This window comes from Naumannella huperziae (assembly GCF_054073625.1).
Map to the genome: position 1 here is coordinate 1 of NZ_JBSXPH010000001.1, position 17,986 is coordinate 17,986.

Genomic DNA, 17,986 nt, shown 5'->3' on the forward strand with positions numbered 1-17,986 from the left:
CCTGCTCAAGCTCATCGCCTGGGTCGAGACCGAGTTCGACGTGACCGTCGACGAGGCGGCCCTGGACCCGGACAACTTCCGCAGCGTCGACGCCATCGACGCCCTCGTGAACCGGCCGGCACCCGTCGGGACCAACTGAACCGCTCGACCCGCTCGCACGGCGTGGGCACGCGGTGGCCGGGACCGTGTCGGCACTGGCGTCAGCCGTTGCGGGACCCGGCCGCCGCGCAACGGGCGCGGGCAACTGACACCTGTGCACGCGCCGTGAGCACGCACGCCGGTTCATCCGGGCCGGCGAGGAGGGATGATCGATGGACAGTCGTTTCCTGACTGCCGTACTGAACGCACGACGACCGGTGATCATGGAGCTGAAACGACGCTCGGCCGACGGCGAGGAACTGTTCCGGGGCCGGACCTCGGCACAGATCGTCGCCGCCTACACCGACGCCGGGGCCCCGTGTCTGTCCGTCGTGACCGGCCGGTGGTTCGGCGGGGATCGAGATCTGCTGGACGAGGTGGTCTCCTGCACCGATCTCCCAATCCTGCACAAGGACTTCTTCACGAATTCCTCCCAGCTCGTTGCCTCACGCGACGCCGGGGCGTCCGCGGTGCTGCTGACCGCAACCCTCCTGCCGGACCGAGCAATGGCGCGGCTGGTCGAGAAGGCACATGACCTTGGCCTCACCCCGTTCATCGAGGTCGCCGACGAGGCCGAGATCGCGGCGCTTCCCGACGCCGAGGGTTGCATCGTCGCCGTGAACAACAAGGACATCAGGAAGCGGGAACGCGGCGAACCCGACCGTGAGCGAAGCCTGCGACTGCTGTCGCAGATCAGGGCGACGGGCAGCCGCTGCCCGGTCAGCGCCAGCGGCATCGACAGCGCCGACGATGCCGCCCGGTTGCTACGCGCCGGCTATCGCGGGCTCCTGGTTGGGACCGGCCTACTGCAGGCGGCCGATCTGTCCTCGTGGTGTCGAACCGTGGACGAGCTCGTCGGCGTAGCCGGCGGCAAGCTGTCCTGACGGCGCGACCGACCCGAGCGCCGGATGATCGGCCGACAGCCCCTGCCACTCCACGGCGGGCGGTACGCCCAGCTCCTCCGCCGCCGCCAGGACGCGGGAGGCGAGTGCGCCTGCCTCGGAGAGTCGGCCGTCGGCGATCAACGCCTGGGCGACTCGCAGCGGGCGCTCCTGGTCGTAGGGATCCAGCGCCATCGACCGCTCCAGGAGACGGACGGCCTCCCCAAGATCACCATCGCGCAGGGCGGCGACGAGTACGACGTCGATCAGGCCGAGCGACCGGCGCCGAACGGCCTCCCGCCTCACATCGACGAACTCGTCGTCGACATCGTCTGGCAGTAGCGGACCGGCGAAGGCGTCCAGCGCCGCCCGAGCCGATCGAAGCTCGTCGTCCCCGCGTGCGGTGACTGCGGCCTGGGCAAGTTCGTCGAACTGGTGCAGGTCGACGACACAGGAGGCCAGGCTCAGCGTGGAGCCGCTGCGAACCACCAGCCCGGGATAGCTCTGGCGTACCCGGGTCAATACGTTCTTCAGCCGGCGCTGGCCGACGCCTCGAGCCGCCCCCGGCCACATCTGCTCGGCCATGAACTCGTCCCTGGCCGAACCGCCGGTCAGGACGAGGTACTTCACCAACTGCTCGGCGCGGCCGGGACCGACCAGAGCCGACCGGCCACGAGCTATGCGGAACTCACCGAGCACGCGCACCTCGAACTGATCGCCAGAAGCACTCCCGGTCGTCACCGGCCCGTGCGGCAATCCCGCCCGGAGCACATCGACCAGCCGCTTCTCGCGACGCTCGGGAAGATCGGGCACGCCCAGTCCGGCCGACCTGTCGAAGGCGGCCACCAGCGAGGCACCGGCACTTGCGGTGCGACCCGCCACGTCGTGCACGTAGCCCGTCAGCAGTTCGGCCTTCCACCGGGCGCCCGGCGGAATGTCCCCTGCCTCGAGCATCTGCTGCAGGGCCGCGCCGGCCTGCGGCTCGCCCTGTCGTGCTCCGAGGAAGGCCTCGGTCATCGTCACGAGCGTCGGATCCTCGACCCGATGATCACGTGCCTCCTCCAGCAACCGGTTGGACGACCCCTGGGCACCCACCATGGCGCAGGCATCGGCTGCCTCGCAGAGGAACAGCAACCCGCCGCCGTCGTTGATCAGTTGCCCCAGGTGGGCAGTCGCGATGGCGAGCTCACGCAGGGTCATCGAGCCGTCGCCACGGTTGGCCGCGATGATCATCCGCGTCCATGCCGCATGTCCCGGGACCCAGTCGATGCCGAGCAGATCCGCGAGCGAGGTGGCTTCCTCGAGCATCTCGAGCGAGCGGTCGGATTCGCCACTCAGCGCCTGCAGCCGTGCCTCCGCCACCAGACAGAGCATCCGGTCGATCTCGGTCTCGCTGGAGAGCGCCAGCCGGTTCAACAACGCCGCGCCCTGTTTGGTCCGACCGGACGCAGCCAGGACGTGGGTGGCGAGATTCCGCCGAGCCTCCGTGGCGCGGGCCGCCTCCGCCAGCTTGCCCCAGGTGATCGCCGCCTGTCGCATGGCATCCTCGGCCCGCCGCAGGGTTCCGCCGTCCGGAGTCAGCGCGAGGAACATGCCGAGCGCCTCGAGCAGGCTGGCATGCGCACGGCTACCTTCGGGCACCCCGGAGTCGAGAAGCTCCACGACCCGGGAGAGTCCTTCGGAGTCGCGTAGCCTCGCCCGCTGGATGAGCAGCTCGCCCTCGACCTCCAACGCCAGCTCATCGCTGTGCCGGCGGGTGACCCGGAATGCCCAATCGATCACTTCCCGCTCCTCGGCGAGCTGGCCCAGATTGCGATGCGCCCTGGCCAGGTGCATCAACACCCGCGGGGAGCTCTCGGCCACCCGTCCGAGGCTCGCCACCAGGCTGACGAACTCAGCCGGCGGAATCCGGTTGATCCCAGACGTCGGCAGACTCCCGAGAAGCTCGGCCGCATCCTCGGCCAGGCCGCTCTCGACCAGGAGCGTCGCAGCCGCGGCCTCGGCGCGGTGCGAGACCAGTAGGGGCGCCCCGCGTCGCGCCAGATCGGGGTCCAGGGGGGCGGTGGCCGTCAGCGAGTTCCTGGCCTCCTGGCACAGCCGCGACCACCCGTCGGCACCCACCGCGAACGGGATTCCGGCCCCCAACAGCCGGCGCAGCAGACCTGGCTCGCCCAGGTGCGCCATCAGGCGGTCATTCACCTGGGGGAAGGCGGCAACCTGGGCCATCAGGAGCCGATCGCGATGATCCAGGTCAGCGGCATAGTGGTCGATCAATTGGCGGATCAGGTCGGAGTTCTGGACGAGCATCGTCGCCGACGCCATCCGATCGGCTGACCGCATGAGCCGTCGGACCATGATCTGCAGCAGGGCGACCCAACCCCCGGACAACGAGTGCAGCATCGGGCCGAGCCGCTGGCCGTCCTCGTCACCGAGTTGAAGCCGAGCCAAGGTGTCGGACTCCATCTCGTCGAACAGCAGATCCTGGGTGTTGAATCGCTCCGCATCCCCCTGGAACTCCAACGCGGCCAATGGATCCGGCAGTACTCGGCTGCTGATCAGGACCCGGAGCGAACCGCCGCAGCGGGTGAGCTCGGCGAGCCACTCGGCGGCATCGTCGGTGAGCATCTCGACGTTGTCCACCGCGAGCATGCCGCACCCGACAGATTTGGTGAGGCACTGACGAGCCGTTGCGATGTCCGCCAACGCAGATCGGCTTCCCGTGGTGGCCTTGAGTTCCGCGACCAGCGTCGCGTGATCGGCCGGCTGGTCGCGGGCCAGCCGAATCAGCACGCCACCGTCGGCTGCGATCAACTGCTCGAGCAATTGGGTCTTGCCGAGCCCACCGCCCGCTTCGATGAGCACGGAGCGCCGGAATCTGCGGATCTCATCCACCAACCGGCGCCGCACGACCTTCGGGGGTTCCACCACGGAGTCCACCCCCTCTCCTCGGTCCCCGTCACGACACGGCAAATCCGGGGAGTCCCTTCTCCGACGGAGATTCGGAGCACAGGACAGGGCCTCGGGTGCCGTTCCAGGTCGCCTTGTGAGCGGCCTTCGCACGGTCACGCTACAGCGCCACCGGCCCACTTTTCGGCTCGTCCGACGACAAGGACAACCGGCCGCTGACGACGGGCGGACCGATCGCCGGCGGCGGCCCGACTCCGCTACCCGCCGTGGACTGCGGCTCCACGACGACTGCTGTGCAGATCAGCTCATCCATCACCAGCCAGGTCCCGGAGATCACATCGCCCGTTGGCATGACGTCGGCGGCGGGATGGAGGATACGCCCGCTGAACGTGCCGTCCGCGGCCACCGACAAGACCACCTCCCGGAATCGCAGCTCACACCGCGTGAGCGGGTACCAGGCCTTGAATATCGCCTCCTTCGCACTGAAGAACACGGTCCTCCAGTGAATCTGCGGGTCCGTCGCGCACCGCCTGTCCAATTGCCGACACTCGGCGTCGCTGGCGGTCAACCGCGCAACGCCCGTGGGCAATTGACTGTGCGGTTCGACATCGATCCCGATGCCGGCGGCCGACCGCGCCCGGGCGACCGCGGCCGCACGGTATCCGTGGCAGTGCGTGAGCGAACCAACAAAGCCCTCGGGCCACAGCGGTTCGCCCCGCGATCCACGCCCGACGGTCGCGTGTCCCAGCCCGAAAGCCGACAGCGCACGTTGGGCGCAACGCCTCGTGGTTGCGAACTCGGCGCGCCGGCTCGGGACGGCTCGGGCCAACCAGCCGGGTTCGGGTCCCGGTCCCAGCGAGACCTCGGGCGTCGGATCATCGGCAGTGGCGGCCGCCGTCACCACCGCGTCCGGAAGGATCCGGTCGAACAGGGATGCCGCGCCGACGCTGCGCGGACCCGACAGCCGCCGGCGTTGCTCGGCCGAGGGCCGACCGGCGTCCGCGACGGCCGATGTCATCGCTTCAGGCCCACCCCGGGGGCCTGAATACGTCGATCGGCTGCCGGTTGCCGGAGCGCGGAACCGTCGGCCCAGTACAGATCGGGGTGGCTGCGCATGGCGTCCTTGGCGACGGCGTCATGCAACAGCAGGCCCGGGTGGCGCTCTCCGCGCCCGGCGCTCGATGTCCGGATCGGCTGCAGCGCACCCGCGCGGAGAAGAACGCTGACGGCGCCCAGGACCTCGGCGTGGGAGACCCGCGGCGCCCCCGTCCGGCCCGGCGCGCTTCGTGCCGTGACCACCGTTCGACGGCTCCGCTGCGACGAGGCGGCCGCCCGGCCGCCAGCGCCACGCGAACTCGAGCCCAGCGGAGCGGACCGCCCGTTCGACCGGCTGTCGGCGGGGGACGAGTCCGACCCCGTCGGCCGGGCGGCCCGCCCCAGCAGGTCGAGGTAGACGAGTTCGGTCTCGGGGGAGGGATCGACGCCCAACTCCTCGGACAGGATGGTCTGTAGACGCCGGTACTCGTGCAGCGCCTCGGCCCGGTTCCCGACCGCCTTGTGCGCGGACATCAGGTCGCGGTACGCGCTTTCCCGATCCGGGGCAACCGCGATCGTCTCCTTCGCGATTCGGACCGCGCGGGGATGATCATGTTCGGCCATCGCGGCCCGATAGCCGAGCTCCATTGCCGCGATGCGCAGGGCGGTCAGGACGTCGCGCTGCTCGCCCACCCATTCGCCGTCGTGCTCGGCCATGAACTGGAACCTCAAGCAGCGCAGCGATTCGTCGACGAACGCGGCGGCCTCGGCGTTCGCTTCGTCGGCGAGAGCGGTCCGTGCCGCCGCGACCAGGTGGTGTGCGCGTCGAACGTCGACGACGATCTCCTCATCGGCCGCCGGGCCGAGGTCGAGAACGTAGCGGCCACAACTGAGCACGATGGGCTCCGCGATCTCGGGGCGCCAGCTTCCTACGAAGGTGCGCAGTCGGCTGATCAGCGATCTGAGCGCGGAGGCCCAGGTCGCGGGCAGTTCGAAGGGCCAGATCGTTTCGCCCAGCTCGTCTCGTAGAACGCCATTCGGACCGGCAAGGGCCAGCCGGGCAAATGCCACCCGGGCCTGAGGTGACGACAGGTGGTGAACATTCCCGTTGCGTTGGACGGTCAGCCGACCCATCAGGTTGATCTCGGTACGCATCTCTTCGCTCTCTCGTCCGTCGTAGCGACATGTCCCGGTCAGTGTGCAGAGCCGGGGTACCTGCCGGGCACCGAGAGCCGGGTGCACCGATCGGTACCGACGAGGTATCGGATATAGCCGTGCCGGATCGATCGCCGGATCGACGGCGTCGCTTTCGTCGTGCAGGCAGCAATCGTCGGATGATTGACGGCGGATCCGGAACGAGCGGGTCCGACCGCACCGGGTCGTCCGCAGCCAGCGGGATGGGCCGTTCGGCCAGCGGTGAGGAAGGCGGCCGGCGCGCCGCGACCAAGATCACCAATCCATGATCATCTTCAACCGGTACCGCGGCGACCGCCGGCGCTCGGGCGAGCCCGTACCCACCGGTACGGTGACGGGCGACGATGATCATCAGAGATGTCGGCGGGGCGCCGGGCGAGGCGCTGCGGCGTACCAACTCCGAGAAGAACCGGACGGCCCGGAATCGGGCGTCACGAAGAAGCGACGGGCTGAACCCGGCACCGCGGAGTGGTGTCCCCGCGGCCCGGATTCAGCCCGTCGCAGAGATCACTCGCCCCCGCGGCCGCGGTTGCGCAGGGCGGCGATGCCGCCCGCGATCGCCGCCAGGCCGGCGAGCACGGCACCGCCGGTCTCGCCACCGGTGTCGGCCAGCGGCGGGCGGGCGCCGGTGCCGTTCCCGCCCGGCGCCGCGGGCCCGGGCGCGCCCGGCGTACCCGAAGCACTCGGCGTACCCGAATCACTCGGGGATCCGGAAGCACTCGGGGATCCGGAAGCACTCGGCGAGGCCGTCGGCGAACCGCTCGCGCTCGGCGAGGCGGTGCCACTCGGCGACGCGGTCGGCGAGGCGCTCGGGGTCGGCCGAACCGTCGGCCAGACCGCGACCACGGCGGGCCGCGGCACCGAGTCGCCACCGTCGGGCCAGTTCGACGACGGCTGCTCGAAGCTCGCATCGTCGCTCTCACCCGGGTGCTGCACGGCCACGCAGATGCGGCCGCTGCCGTCGCCGACGACCCACGGCCCACAGGTTTCGGCCGCCACCGGCACCGACAGGAACTGCTGCACCTTGCCGCGATCCGGACCCTCGGTGGGCACCGCGAACAGCCCGTCGTTGTGGCCCAGCGACGACGGCTGCCCGTCGGTGGAGATCCACAGGTTGCCGAAGCTGTCGAAGGTGACATTGTCCGGGCAGGAGATCGGCGAGACCTGCGACTTGTCGAACCCGGCGAAGTAGCTCGTCGGATCGTCGGGCACGCCACAGACCAGGAACAGGTTCCAGGCGAAGGTCAGGGCGCCCGAGTCGTTGCCGTCCTCTATCAGCTCCAGGACGTGGCCGTCCTTGTTCTCCGGGCGCGGGTTCGCCTCGTCGACCTGGTCGCCCTCGCGGCGGCTGTTGTTGGTCAGGGCGATGAACACGTGACCGGTGACCGGGTTCGGCTCGGCGTCCTCGGGGCGGTCCATCTTCGTCGCACCGACCTTGTCGGCGGCGAGCCGGGTGAAGATCAACACCTCCTCGACGCTCATCCCCTCGACCTTGGACTCGCCACCCACCACCAGCGGCAGCCACTCGCCCGTGCCGTCGAACTTGCCGTCCGCGGGCAGCTCGCCCGAGCCGTCGATCTCGCTCTCCGGCGAGTTGCCGGTGAACCGCGCCACGTAGAGGTCGCCCTCCTCGAGGCAGCCGACGCCGGCCTGACCCGCGGAGATGAACTTGTAGAAGTAGTCGAAGCGCTCGTCGTCACCGGTGTAGGCGGCCGCGCGACCGTCCTCGGTGATCCGGATGGTTGCCGCCTCGTGCTTGAACCGGCCGAGGCCGGTCCGCTTCTTCGGCGTGCTGTCGGGATCGAACGGGTCGATCTCGACGACCCAGCCGAACTTGTTGACCTCGTTCGGCTCCTTGGTCAGATCGAAGCGGTCGTCGTAGCGCTCCCACTTGCGCTCGGTCGCGCCGCCCGAGATGCCGTAGCGGGCGAGCCGCTCCGCGGTCACCTCATCGGTGATCTGCTCGGCATTGGCGAAGTACTGGTTGAAGTTCTCCTCCGCGGTCAGCCACGTACCCCAAGGGGTCAGGCCGCCCGAGCAATTGTTCAGGGTGCCGTTGACCCGGGTGCCGCTCGGGTCGATCGAGGTCTGCAGCAACTCGTGGCCCGCGGCCGCGCCGGTCAGCTCGAACTCGGTTCCGGTGTGCAGGCGGCGGTTGAGCTGGTGGTCGACGACCGGCTCCAGGGGGCCGGTGTCGCCCTCGGGACGGCGTACCGCGACGATCGACAGGCCGTGCGCGGCCCAGGCGATCTTGACCTGCTCCTCGGTCGGGTTCTCCGGGTCGTAACCCGGGAACATGATGTATTCGTCGGTGTACTCGTGGTTGTTCACCAACAGGTCGGTCTCCTCGTCGATCTCGAGGAAGCCCAGGAAATCGCTGTTGTAGCCGAACTGTTCGACCTGCGCCGCCGCGGTCTGGTTGGCCGGGTCGAAGTCCGGCGCCGAGCTGAACAGCTTGTCGCCCCAGGCGATGACGACCCGCTGCTCATAGCCCTCGGGCACGACCACCGCATCGGCGGTCGACGGCGAGATCGCATCCCAGGCGATTCCGGGCCGCGCATCGGCGAGTGCGGTACGCGGGCGCACCGTCGCGTCGAAGGCAACGCCCAGCGCCGCTGCGCCGCCGACCACCATGCCCGCCTTGAGCAGGCCGCGCCGCGACATCGAACCGATGATGTCGCCCAGGTAGGGGTTGTCGGACTTGTTGGGCACCTCGTGGAAGCAGGCATCCCCGCAGCGCATCTTGCAGGTCAGCGACGAGCGGCGCCCGCCGTGCGCCTCGGACGTGAAGAGCGGGAGCAGTTTTCGACGGGTCGGCGTGGCCATGTTCTTAGGTTCTCCTTATTAAAAATGAGTTCCGGTACACAGCAACGCTCCCGCCCCCGGGCGGCGGCCCGGCGAACGCGAGGTGAACACCAGACGACGAAATCCCGCGGCGGTCCGGGGTCAGCGCCAGGTCATGATCACCTTGCCGGAATCCCCGTCCCTGGCGGCTGCGAAGGCGGTCGGCCAGTCGGCGTAGGGCACCCGATCGGTGATCACGCCGGAGATGTCCAACCCGCTCTGCAGCAGCACGCTCATGGCGTACCAGGTCTCGAACATCTCCCGGCCGTAGATGCCCTTGAGCGTCAACATCTTCAGGACGATCTCAGCAAAGTCGATGCTGATCTCGCGGCTCGGCAGGCCGAGCATCGCGATCCGGCCACCGTGGGTCATCGCGTCGATCATCTCCCGCAGTGCCGCGCCGCTGCCCGACATCTCCAGCCCGACGTCGAATCCCTCGGCCATCTCCAGCTCGGCGAACAGCCCGCGGACGGCTCCCGGCTCTGCCCGCACCGCCCTGCTCACCCCGAGCCGCCGGGCAAGATCGAGCCTGGCCTCGGACAGATCGGTGATCGCCACATGTCGGGCGCCGGCGTGTCTGGCGACCATCGCCGCGAGGATGCCGATCGGGCCCGCGCCGGTGACCAGCACGTCCTCGCCGAGACAGGGAAAGGCGAGCGCGGTGTGCACGGCATTGCCGAAGGGGTCGAAGATCGCGGCGACGCCGGGATCGATCTCGATCTTGTGCACCCAGGCGTTGCCGGCCGGGATCGCGACGTACTCGGCGAACGCCCCGTCGACGTGTACGCCGATGCCGCGTGTGTTCTGGCAGAGCTGGCGGCGCCCGGCGCGGCAGTTGCGGCAGCGTCCGCAGACCAGATGCCCCTCCCCGGAGACGAAGTCGCCGACGCGTACCTCCGTGACCGCCGAGCCCACCTCGACGACGTCGCCGGCGAACTCGTGCCCCACCACGAGCGGCGCGCGTACCGCGCCGGCGGCCCAGTCGTCCCAGGCCTCGATGTGCAGATCGGTGCCACAGATGCCGGTCGCGGCGACCCGGACCAACACATCGGACGGTCCGATCACCGGCTCCGGCACCTCGGCCAGCTCCAGGCCCGGCTCGGGGCCGCGCTTCACCAGCGCCTTCATCGCGCCCCTCTCGCTCGTCCTTGCAGCCGCACCACCTTAATGGGGAGCCGCAGGCCACGGTCGCAACTGCCTTCTGGCTCCAGCGCTACGTCCAACCCACACGGAGGGGCAGGCTCAGGCATCAACCACCTTGGCCAGCAGGCGGGTGAGGGTACCCCGCTCGGTCTCGGTGAGGGCCGCGAACACCGTCGAGTCGCCGCCGGTCAGCTCGCCGCGCTTCAACTTGTGACCGAGCTCGCGGCCGGCCTCGGTCGGCTCGACGACGGTGGCCCGGCGGTCGGTGGGGCTGGGAGATCGGCGTACCAGCCCCTTCTCCTCCAGCGCATCGACGACCTCGGTCACCGAGCGCGGCGCGATGTGCAGCCGCTCGGCCAGCCGGGACAGCCGCAGTTCGCCGGCGCTCCAGCGCAGCACGACCAGGAAGGCGCGCGCCTGGTGGGCCGCCAGGCCGTAGGGCTCGAACGCCGCCACCCGCGCCTCGCGCACTCGGCGGGCGGCGAGCATCACCAGCCGGCCGAGCGACGGCTCGTCGTCGCCACGCTCATCGGTTCGGGACACGGGAATATCCTAGCGATTGGTGTGGTTACCAGATAGTGAGGTAACCTCATCATGTCTTCGCCCGGATCTTCCTCCCCCGGAAGGCCGGATCTTTCCCACGGAAGGGAGGTACGCCCATGGCAGCCCCCGACACCCACCCGCACCGGCCGGACGGCCCCGGCGGCGGCCCCGGCCGCCGACTGAGCGAGGCCGACCGGCGCCAGCTCGACGAACACCCCGTGAGCCTGCGCCGCGTCGCGGCCCTCTTCGGGCCGCACCGGGCCCGCCTCGGGATCGTCACCGTTCTGATCATTGCCTCGTCCGTCGTCGGACTGGCCACCCCGTTCCTCACCCGGGCCCTCTTCGATCGGGCCCTCCCCGAGCACGACGTGCCGCTGCTGCTGGGACTGGTCGGCGCGATGCTCGGCGTCGCGGTGATCAATGCGATCTTCGGCGTGATCCAGACCTGGCAGTCGACCATCGTCGGCCAGCGGGTCATGCATGGCCTTCGGACCAGGGTCTTCGCGCATCTGCAGCGGCTGCCGCTGGACTTCTTCACCCGCACTCGCGGCGGCGAGGTCCAGTCGCGGCTGACCAACGACATCAACGGCATGCAATCGGTGGTCACCACCACGGCAACCTCGATCGCCACCAATGTCACCACCGTGATCGGCACCGCGATCGCGATGCTCGCCCTGTCCTGGCAGCTCTCGCTGCTCAGCCTGATCGTGCTGCCGCCGGCCGTCTGGTTCACCCGCAAGGTGTCGCAGATGCGGCGCGAGGTGACGATGCAGGCACAGCGCAAGCTCGCCGACCTGCAGACCCAGATCGAGGAGTCGCTGTCGGTCTCCGGGGTGCAGTTGTCCAAGACCCTGGGATCGGGCAACCAGCTCTCCCGACGGTTCGCCGAGTCGTCCGAAACCCTGACCGAGCTGGAACTGCGCTCCCAGCTCGCCGGCCGCTGGCGGATGGCCACCCTGTCGGTGATCTTTGCCGCGATCCCCGCGCTGATCTATCTGATCGCCGGTCTGCCGGCGACCGGCGCCGGCATCTCGATCGGTACGCTGGTCGCGTTCACCGCCCTGCAGGCCGGCCTGTTCCGCCCGCTGATGGGGGTGCTCAGCGTCACCGTCCAGGTGAACTCCTCGCTCGCCCTGTTCTCGCGGATCTTCGAGTACCTCGACCTGCCCGTGACGATCACCGACCCGGACGAACCGAAGCACCTCGATCCGCGCCACGCCCGCGGCGAAGTGACCTTCGACGACGTGTCGTACGCCTATCCGGACGCCGACGGCGAGGCCCTCACCGGGATCGACCTGACCATCCCGGCCGGCTCGACCCTGGCGGTGGTCGGCTCGACCGGTTCGGGCAAGTCGACGCTGGCCGGGCTGGTCTCCCGCCTGCACGACCCGACCACCGGCGGCGTGCGGATCGACGGTGTCGATCTTCGCGAGCTGACCCTGGAGAATGTCGCCGAGCTGGTCGGCGTCGTGTCCCAGGACACCTATCTGCTGCACGCCTCGATCGCCGACAACCTGCGCCATGCGCGACCGGACGCCACCGACGACGAGCTCGTCGGGGCCGCTCGGGCGGCCCAGGTGCACGAGATGATCATGGAACTGCCGAAGGGCTATCACACCATCGTCGGCGCCCGCGGCTACCGGTTCTCCGGCGGAGAGAAGCAGCGGATCGCGCTGGCCCGGACCATCCTGCGCGATCCCGCCGTGCTGGTGCTGGACGAGGCGACCTCCGCCCTGGACAACACCACCGAGCGGGCCGTGCAGGCGGCGCTGGACGAGCTCTCGCACGGGCGTACCACGATCACCATCGCGCACCGGCTGTCCACGATCCGCGATGCCGACCTGATCATGGTTCTTGATCATGGGAAGGTCGTCGAGCTCGGCACGCACGATGAGTTGATCAACCGCGACGGCCGGTACGCCGAGCTGCTCCGCGCCCAGCAGCCGGCACTGGTTGCCGCCTGATCAGACCAGCGGCGCGTAGAAGTAGGTGGTCCGCTCGGTGAACGCGCCCGCGTCGTCGACGTCGAAGAAGTCGGCAAACTCGACCGCGACCTCGCTGCCGTCCTTGAGCACGCCGTCGAAGCGGCCCTGTACCGCGGCGCGACCGCCCGCGACCAGGACCCGATCGACGGTGTGCCGCCCCTCCGCGATCACCCGGTCGCCGGTGTAGAAGGCCAGGATCGCCGCGCGACCGCGCAGCGGCTGATATCCCGGGCGGGCGTAGACGGCGTCCTCGGCGAACAGCGCCGCCACCGCCTCCGCATCGCCGGAATCGACCGTCGGGTAGTAGTGGCGAACCCGTTCCTCCACCTCGGCCATCGCCGTCCTCCTCACCGTCGCGATGTGCCCATTAGACCGCATCCGGCGTGCGCAGCGCAGACGCCGACCGCCCGAACCAGCGCTGCACCGCCCGGCGCAGGCTCCGCTCGTCGCCGAGACCGCAGGCCCGCGCGATCGCCGGCAGCGAGGCGTCGGAGTTGATCAACATCACGTACGCGCGTTCGCGCCGCACGGCATCGACGATCCCCTGGAAGGTGGTGCCTGCCTCGGCGAGCCGCCGCCGCAGGGTCCGCTCGCTGAGGTGCAGCACGGCCGCGGTTCTCGCCATCGTCGGAACCATGGCCAGCCGCCCTCGGACGTGGTCCTCGACCTGACCGACCAGACCGTGCACGCCACGCCGCGCCGCGAGTTGGGCATCGAGCAACTCCGTCATCCGCCGGTGGCACAGCGGGTCGGTGGTCGGCAGCGGGCGATCGAGCAGCCGGCGCGACAAGATGAGCGAGGACACCTCACGGTCGTGCCGGACCCCGTCGCCGAACAGTTCGCGGGCCAGCGCCGGATCCTGCGGCGCGGCAAAGGCAAACTCGGCCCGCACCGCGATTGCCGGACCGAGCGCCACCCGCAGCAGCCCGACCACGCTGGCGAACAACTCCTCGACCACGAACCGCTCGACCGGCGCCAATTCCGGGTAGGGCCGAACGACGAGCGACAGCCCGCTGGCGCCGACCCGCGTCTCGATGTCCGTCAGCGCGCCGGCCAGCGCGCGGTATGTCATCCCGGTTCGCACGGCCAGCTCCAGCGAACTCGCCGACAGCATCGCCAGCCCGAGAACGCCCCAACTGGTGACGGTCTGGCCGGCACCGACGATCAGCCCGAGATCCGCGCGGCCGGAGATGTCGCGTGCGCCGGCCAGGAAGGCGCACGCCTGCGCCGCGGTCAGTCGCAGGTCCGGCAGCGCCAGCAGCGGATGCGACAGGCCCGCGCCGGCGAGCGCCGGGCCCAGGTCGAACCCGTGCGCCGCGCCCACCTGGTCGGTCAGCCGGACGATGTCGGGATCGACGATGCGGGCACTCACTGAGCCAAACCTAGACCCGAATGGGTAACCGTCGCTCAGACCTGTGGCCGCTGTGGTCCGCTGGACGGCCGCAGCTGTCCTCACGAACGCGACCACCACTGCGTAGCGTGAGAGATCAGTCAGACCTTGGGTGACCAGGCCGAACAAGGGTCGGCGACGACATGGGCCGACGGAGGGCGAGCAATGACCACACCACCGGTCGAGAGCGAACGAGTGACCGCGACGGCCGCGAAGGTCCGGGGCGAGCCCGTATCGGGGGGCGATCCGGGCGTGGTCGACCGTCGCGACACCGTCGGCATCGTCGGCGCCGGCCCGGCCGGGCTGGCGATGGCCCGCGCCCTGGCCGAGCGCGGCATTCCCTACGCCCAGTTCGAGCGCCACCATCGCATCGGTGGCATCTGGGACATCGAACGCGCCGACGGACCGATGTACGACTCGGCCCACTTCATCTCCAGCCGGGACACCTCGGCCTTCCTGCGTCACCCGATGCCGAGCACCTATCCCGACTACCCGGGCCACCGGCAGGTCCTCGCCTACCTCGACTCCTTTGCACGGCGCTACGCCCTGACCGCCGACATCTCCTTCGGCGTCGCGGTGCACCGGGTCGAGCAGGACGCCGACGGCCACTGGCTGGTCACCACCGCACCGGTCGGGAACCCCGGGACCACCACGACATACCGGTTCCGTGCACTGGTCTGTGCCAGCGGCGCCCAGTGGCATCCGCGGCTGCCCGGCATCCTCGACGACTTCGCGGGCGAGGTGATGCCGGCCCAGCGCTTCCGCAACCCGACCGAGTTCGCTGGTCGGCGAACCCTGGTGATCGGGGCGGGCAATTCCGGTTGTGACATCGCCGCCGACATCGGTCGGGTGAGCCCCGGCTGTGTACTGAGTGCGCGCCGCGGCTACTGGGTGGTGCCCAAGCACATCGCCGGCGTACCCACCGACATCGCCGACGGCGCCTTCGCTCGGCTGCCGCGCAGGGTCCGGCGTGCCTTCGCCGAGCTCGCGCTGCGTCTCAGCGTCGGCGACGTGCGGCGCTTCGGGCTGCAGAAGCCCGACCACCATCTGCTCGACTCCCACCCGATCATCGGTACCCAGATCATCGATGCACTCGCCCACGGCAATGTGATCGCCAAGCCCGACCTGGCCCGGATCGACGGCACCAGCGTCGAGTTCGTCGACGCCAGCCGGGCGCAGTTCGACACGATCATCGCAGCGACCGGCTACGAGCCCCGCGTGCCCTACGCCGAGGCATATTTCGGCGGGATCGGCGACGACGAGCTGTATCTGGGTACCTTCTCCCGCCGGTTCCGAGGCCTGTTCCTGCTAGGACTCGGAGAGAGCAATTCGGCGGGGTTCTTCCTCTTCGACACCGCCGCGGCCATGATCGCGAGCCACTTGCTCGACGAGGATCGGGCCCCGGCCGCGGCGGCACGCTTCCGGCATCGGATTGCAACCGAACGCCCGGACCTGACCGGTGGTCTGCGCTTCACCGACTCCCCGCGCCACCATGGCTACGTCGACTCCGAGGCCTTCGTCGCAGCCGCGGACAAGATCATCGCCGCGCAGGGTTGGTCCCACCCGTCCCGGCCACCCGAGACGCCGGGCAGCGCGGCGACGGGGTCTGGCAAACCCGCCCGGCAGGAGTACGCCGGACGCGTCGCCGTGGTGACCGGCGCCGGGTCGGGGATGGGCCGCGCGCTGGCGCTCGAGCTCGCCCGCCGCGGGGCCGCACTCTCGTTGTGCGACCGCGACCCGGCCGGCCTGGCCGAGACCGCACGGCTGGCCCTGGCGATCGGCGCGCAGACGCACCATGCGGTCGTGAACGTGGCCGAGCGCGACGAGGTACGGGCCTTCGCAGCCGATGTCGTCGCGGAGCACGGCGCGGTCAACCTGGTGTTCAACAATGCCGGCATCGCCCACCACGGGCCGGTCGAGCAGACCGACCTCGCCGTCTACGACCGGCTGATGGACGTGGACTTCTGGGGCGTGGTGAGCGGAACCAAGGCCTTCCTGCCGCACCTGATCGCCGCCCGCGACGCGCATATCGTGAACACCTCGTCGTCGTTCGGACTGATCGCCGCCGGCGGCCAGAGCGCCTACAGCGCGGCAAAGTTCGCCGTCCGCGGCTTCACCGAGTCGCTGCGGATCGAGATGCTCGCCAACCACCCACATGTCAAGGTCTCCTGCGTCTTTCCCGGCGGCATCCAGACCGCCATCGCGCGCAATGCCACCGTCGCCGCGGGCATCGACCAGGCCAGAGCCGCCGCCCTGTTCGACGAGCAGCTCGCGCCGACCACCGCCGAGGACGCCGCCCGGATCATCCTGCGCGGGGTGCGCCAGGGCCGAGCCCGGATCCTGATCGGCATGGACGCCTGGCTCCCCGACATCTTCGCGCGGCTGACCGGGTCCGTCTACCATCGCCTGTACGCCGGGATCGACCGCAAGACCACCGAGGAGATCAGGGGGAACGCGGTTCTCGACTCGGGCACACTGGAGCAATGAGCGTCAGCGTGTTCGACCTGTTCAAGATCGGCATCGGACCGTCGAGCTCGCACACCGTCGGGCCGATGCGGGCGGCCGCCCGGTTCGCCGAATCCCTGGCCGCGGACGGTCACCTCGACCGGGTCACCCGGGTCCGCGCCGAGCTGTTCGGCAGCCTCGGCGCCACCGGCCACGGACACGGCTCCGAGCCCGCCGTGCTGCTCGGCCTGACCGGCGAACAGCCCGAGACCGTTGACACCGACGCGGCGCCCGGGCGTACCGCCGAGATCCGCGAGACCGGCAAGTTGACGCTCGCCGGCACCCACCCGATCGCCTTCGACGCCGATCAGGACCTGATCCTGCACCGGCGTCGCTCGCTGCCGTTCCACCCGAACGGGATGACGTTCACCGCCCGCGCGGGCGAGGAGGTGGTCGCCGAGCGCACCTACTACTCGATCGGCGGCGGCTTCGTCCTCGACGACGACGGCTCCGGACAGCCCACGCTCGCGCCCGACCCGACGCCGATCCCCTACCCGTTCCGGACCGGCACCGAACTGCTCGCGCTGTGCACCGAGCACGGCCTGTCGATCAGCGAGCTCGCCCTCGCCAACGAATGCGCCCGCCGGCCGCAGGAGCAGGTGCGCGCCGGGCTGTTGCGGATCTGGGCGGTGATGCGCGGCTGTGTCGACAAGGGCTGCGGTACGCCGGGTGTGCTCCCCGGTGGCCTTCGGGTACGCCGCCGCGCCGCGGAACTGCACCGGCGGCTGGCCGACGGCGGCGAGGGCGCCGACCCGCTGGCGGCCATGGACTGGGTGACCCTGTGGGCGCTGGCGGTGAACGAGGAGAACGCCTCCGGCGGCCGGGTGGTGACCGCCCCCACCAATGGCGCCGCGGGCATCATCCCGGCGGTGCTGCACTATGTGGACCGGTTCGTGCCCGGGACCGATGACGAGTCGATCATCAGATTCCTGCTGGTCGCCGGGGCGCTGGGCTCGATCTACCAGCAGACCGCCTCGATCTCCGGCGCCGAGGTGGGCTGCCAGGGCGAGGTCGGCACGGCGTGTTCGATGGCGGCGGGCGCCCTGGCCGAGATCCTCGGCGGCAGCCCCGAGCAGGTGGAGAACGCCGCGGAAATCGGCATGGAGCACCATCTCGGGTTGACCTGCGATCCGGTCGGCGGCCTGGTCCAGATCCCGTGCATCGAACGCAATGCCGTGGCCTCGGTCAAGGCGATCACGGCCGCGCGGCTGGCCCTGCACGGCGACGGGGCGCACACCGTCAGCCTGGACAAGGTGATCAAGACGATGATGCAGACGGGTGCGGACATGAAGGTGAAGTACAAGGAGACGGCGCGCGGCGGGCTCGCCGTGAACATCGTCGAGTGCTGAACGTGGCCTGGATCACAGGTTGGTCACAACCTGACGGGCCGGCAGGCGTACCCTGAGTCGGCCGGGCAGAAT

General features: G+C 70.0%; 12 protein-coding genes. 4 read left to right on the forward strand and 8 right to left on the reverse strand.

The genetic code is table 11. From position 1 onward, the window contains the following. Nucleotides 1–311 precede the first annotated feature (311 nt). Nucleotides 312–1,022 (forward strand): hypothetical protein, encoded by a 711-nt coding sequence (locus ACXDC7_RS00005; RefSeq protein WP_459220764.1) that lies wholly within the window; start codon nt 312–314, stop codon nt 1,020–1,022. On the opposite strand, the gene ACXDC7_RS00010 is transcribed toward ACXDC7_RS00005, so the two are convergent. From ACXDC7_RS00010 to ACXDC7_RS00035, 6 genes are all read right to left on the reverse strand, one after another. Next, nucleotides 942–3,956 carry a BTAD domain-containing putative transcriptional regulator gene (locus tag ACXDC7_RS00010; RefSeq protein ID WP_459220765.1) on the reverse strand — a complete coding sequence of 1,005 codons (3,015 nt, stop codon included), beginning with the start codon at nt 3,954–3,956 and terminating at the stop codon, nt 942–944. The two genes, ACXDC7_RS00005 and ACXDC7_RS00010, sit on opposite strands and share 81 nt — an antisense overlap. 130 nt (nt 3,957–4,086) lie before the next feature. After that, nucleotides 4,087–4,944 (reverse strand): 4'-phosphopantetheinyl transferase family protein, encoded by an 858-nt coding sequence (locus tag ACXDC7_RS00015; protein ID WP_459220766.1) that lies wholly within the window; start codon nt 4,942–4,944, stop codon nt 4,087–4,089. Next, on the reverse strand, nt 4,941–6,116 hold the full coding sequence (locus ACXDC7_RS00020; protein ID WP_459220767.1) for an AfsR/SARP family transcriptional regulator: 1,176 nt from the start codon (nt 6,114–6,116) through the stop codon (nt 4,941–4,943). Before ACXDC7_RS00020 ends, ACXDC7_RS00015 begins: the two co-directional genes overlap by 4 nt. 546 nt (nt 6,117–6,662) lie before the next feature. Beyond that, nucleotides 6,663–8,981 carry a PhoX family protein gene (locus ACXDC7_RS00025; RefSeq protein WP_459220768.1) on the reverse strand — a complete coding sequence of 773 codons (2,319 nt, stop codon included), beginning with the start codon at nt 8,979–8,981 and terminating at the stop codon, nt 6,663–6,665. A gap of 120 nt (nt 8,982–9,101) precedes the next feature. Beyond that, nucleotides 9,102–10,127, reverse strand: a complete 1,026-nt coding sequence (gene tdh, locus ACXDC7_RS00030; protein WP_459220769.1) for an L-threonine 3-dehydrogenase — start codon at nt 10,125–10,127, stop codon at nt 9,102–9,104. Between the two features lie 114 nt (nt 10,128–10,241). Beyond that, entirely contained in the window at nt 10,242–10,685 is a 444-nt protein-coding gene (locus ACXDC7_RS00035) for a MarR family winged helix-turn-helix transcriptional regulator (RefSeq protein WP_459220770.1), read from the reverse strand. Nucleotides 10,686–10,801: 116 nt separating this feature from the next. On the opposite strand from ACXDC7_RS00035, the gene ACXDC7_RS00040 reads away from it, so the two are divergent. Then, nucleotides 10,802–12,649 (forward strand): ABC transporter ATP-binding protein, encoded by a 1,848-nt coding sequence (locus tag ACXDC7_RS00040; RefSeq protein WP_179445415.1) that lies wholly within the window; start codon nt 10,802–10,804, stop codon nt 12,647–12,649. Here the strand turns inward: ACXDC7_RS00040 and ACXDC7_RS00045 are convergent, their stop codons facing one another. After that, on the reverse strand, nt 12,650–13,006 hold the full coding sequence (locus tag ACXDC7_RS00045) for a nuclear transport factor 2 family protein (RefSeq protein WP_179445414.1): 357 nt from the start codon (nt 13,004–13,006) through the stop codon (nt 12,650–12,652). A gap of 31 nt (nt 13,007–13,037) precedes the next feature. Beyond that, the gene (locus ACXDC7_RS00050) at nt 13,038–14,042 is read right to left on the reverse strand and encodes an AraC family transcriptional regulator ligand-binding domain-containing protein (RefSeq protein ID WP_179445413.1); all 1,005 of its coding nucleotides are present in this window, start codon (nt 14,040–14,042) and stop codon (nt 13,038–13,040) included. 183 nt (nt 14,043–14,225) lie between these two features. Here ACXDC7_RS00050 and ACXDC7_RS00055 point away from each other — a divergent pair, with 183 nt between their 5' ends. Beyond that, complete coding sequence (locus ACXDC7_RS00055) at nt 14,226–16,547, forward strand: SDR family NAD(P)-dependent oxidoreductase (protein ID WP_459220771.1); 2,322 nt, start codon at nt 14,226–14,228, stop codon at nt 16,545–16,547. Beyond that, nucleotides 16,544–17,914, forward strand: coding sequence for an L-serine ammonia-lyase (locus ACXDC7_RS00060; RefSeq protein ID WP_459220772.1), 1,371 nt, complete (start codon nt 16,544–16,546; stop codon nt 17,912–17,914). Before ACXDC7_RS00055 ends, ACXDC7_RS00060 begins: the two co-directional genes overlap by 4 nt. Nucleotides 17,915–17,986 lie beyond the last annotated feature (72 nt).

Bases quoted from the DNA above. Each gene is read 5' to 3' on its own strand.
- tdh (WP_459220769.1), bottom strand. From the start codon at position 10,127: ATGAAGGCGCTGGTGAAGCGCGGCCCCGAGCCGGGCCTGGAGCTGGCC.
- ACXDC7_RS00060 (WP_459220772.1), top strand. From the start codon at position 16,544: ATGAGCGTCAGCGTGTTCGACCTGTTCAAGATCGGCATCGGACCGTCG.
- ACXDC7_RS00015 (WP_459220766.1), bottom strand. From the start codon at position 4,944: ATGACATCGGCCGTCGCGGACGCCGGTCGGCCCTCGGCCGAGCAACGC.
- ACXDC7_RS00020 (WP_459220767.1), bottom strand. From the start codon at position 6,116: ATGCGTACCGAGATCAACCTGATGGGTCGGCTGACCGTCCAACGCAAC.
- ACXDC7_RS00045 (WP_179445414.1), bottom strand. From the start codon at position 13,006: ATGGCCGAGGTGGAGGAACGGGTTCGCCACTACTACCCGACGGTCGAT.
- ACXDC7_RS00055 (WP_459220771.1), top strand. From the start codon at position 14,226: ATGACCACACCACCGGTCGAGAGCGAACGAGTGACCGCGACGGCCGCG.
- ACXDC7_RS00005 (WP_459220764.1), top strand. From the start codon at position 312: ATGGACAGTCGTTTCCTGACTGCCGTACTGAACGCACGACGACCGGTG.
- ACXDC7_RS00040 (WP_179445415.1), top strand. From the start codon at position 10,802: ATGGCAGCCCCCGACACCCACCCGCACCGGCCGGACGGCCCCGGCGGC.
- ACXDC7_RS00025 (WP_459220768.1), bottom strand. From the start codon at position 8,981: ATGGCCACGCCGACCCGTCGAAAACTGCTCCCGCTCTTCACGTCCGAG.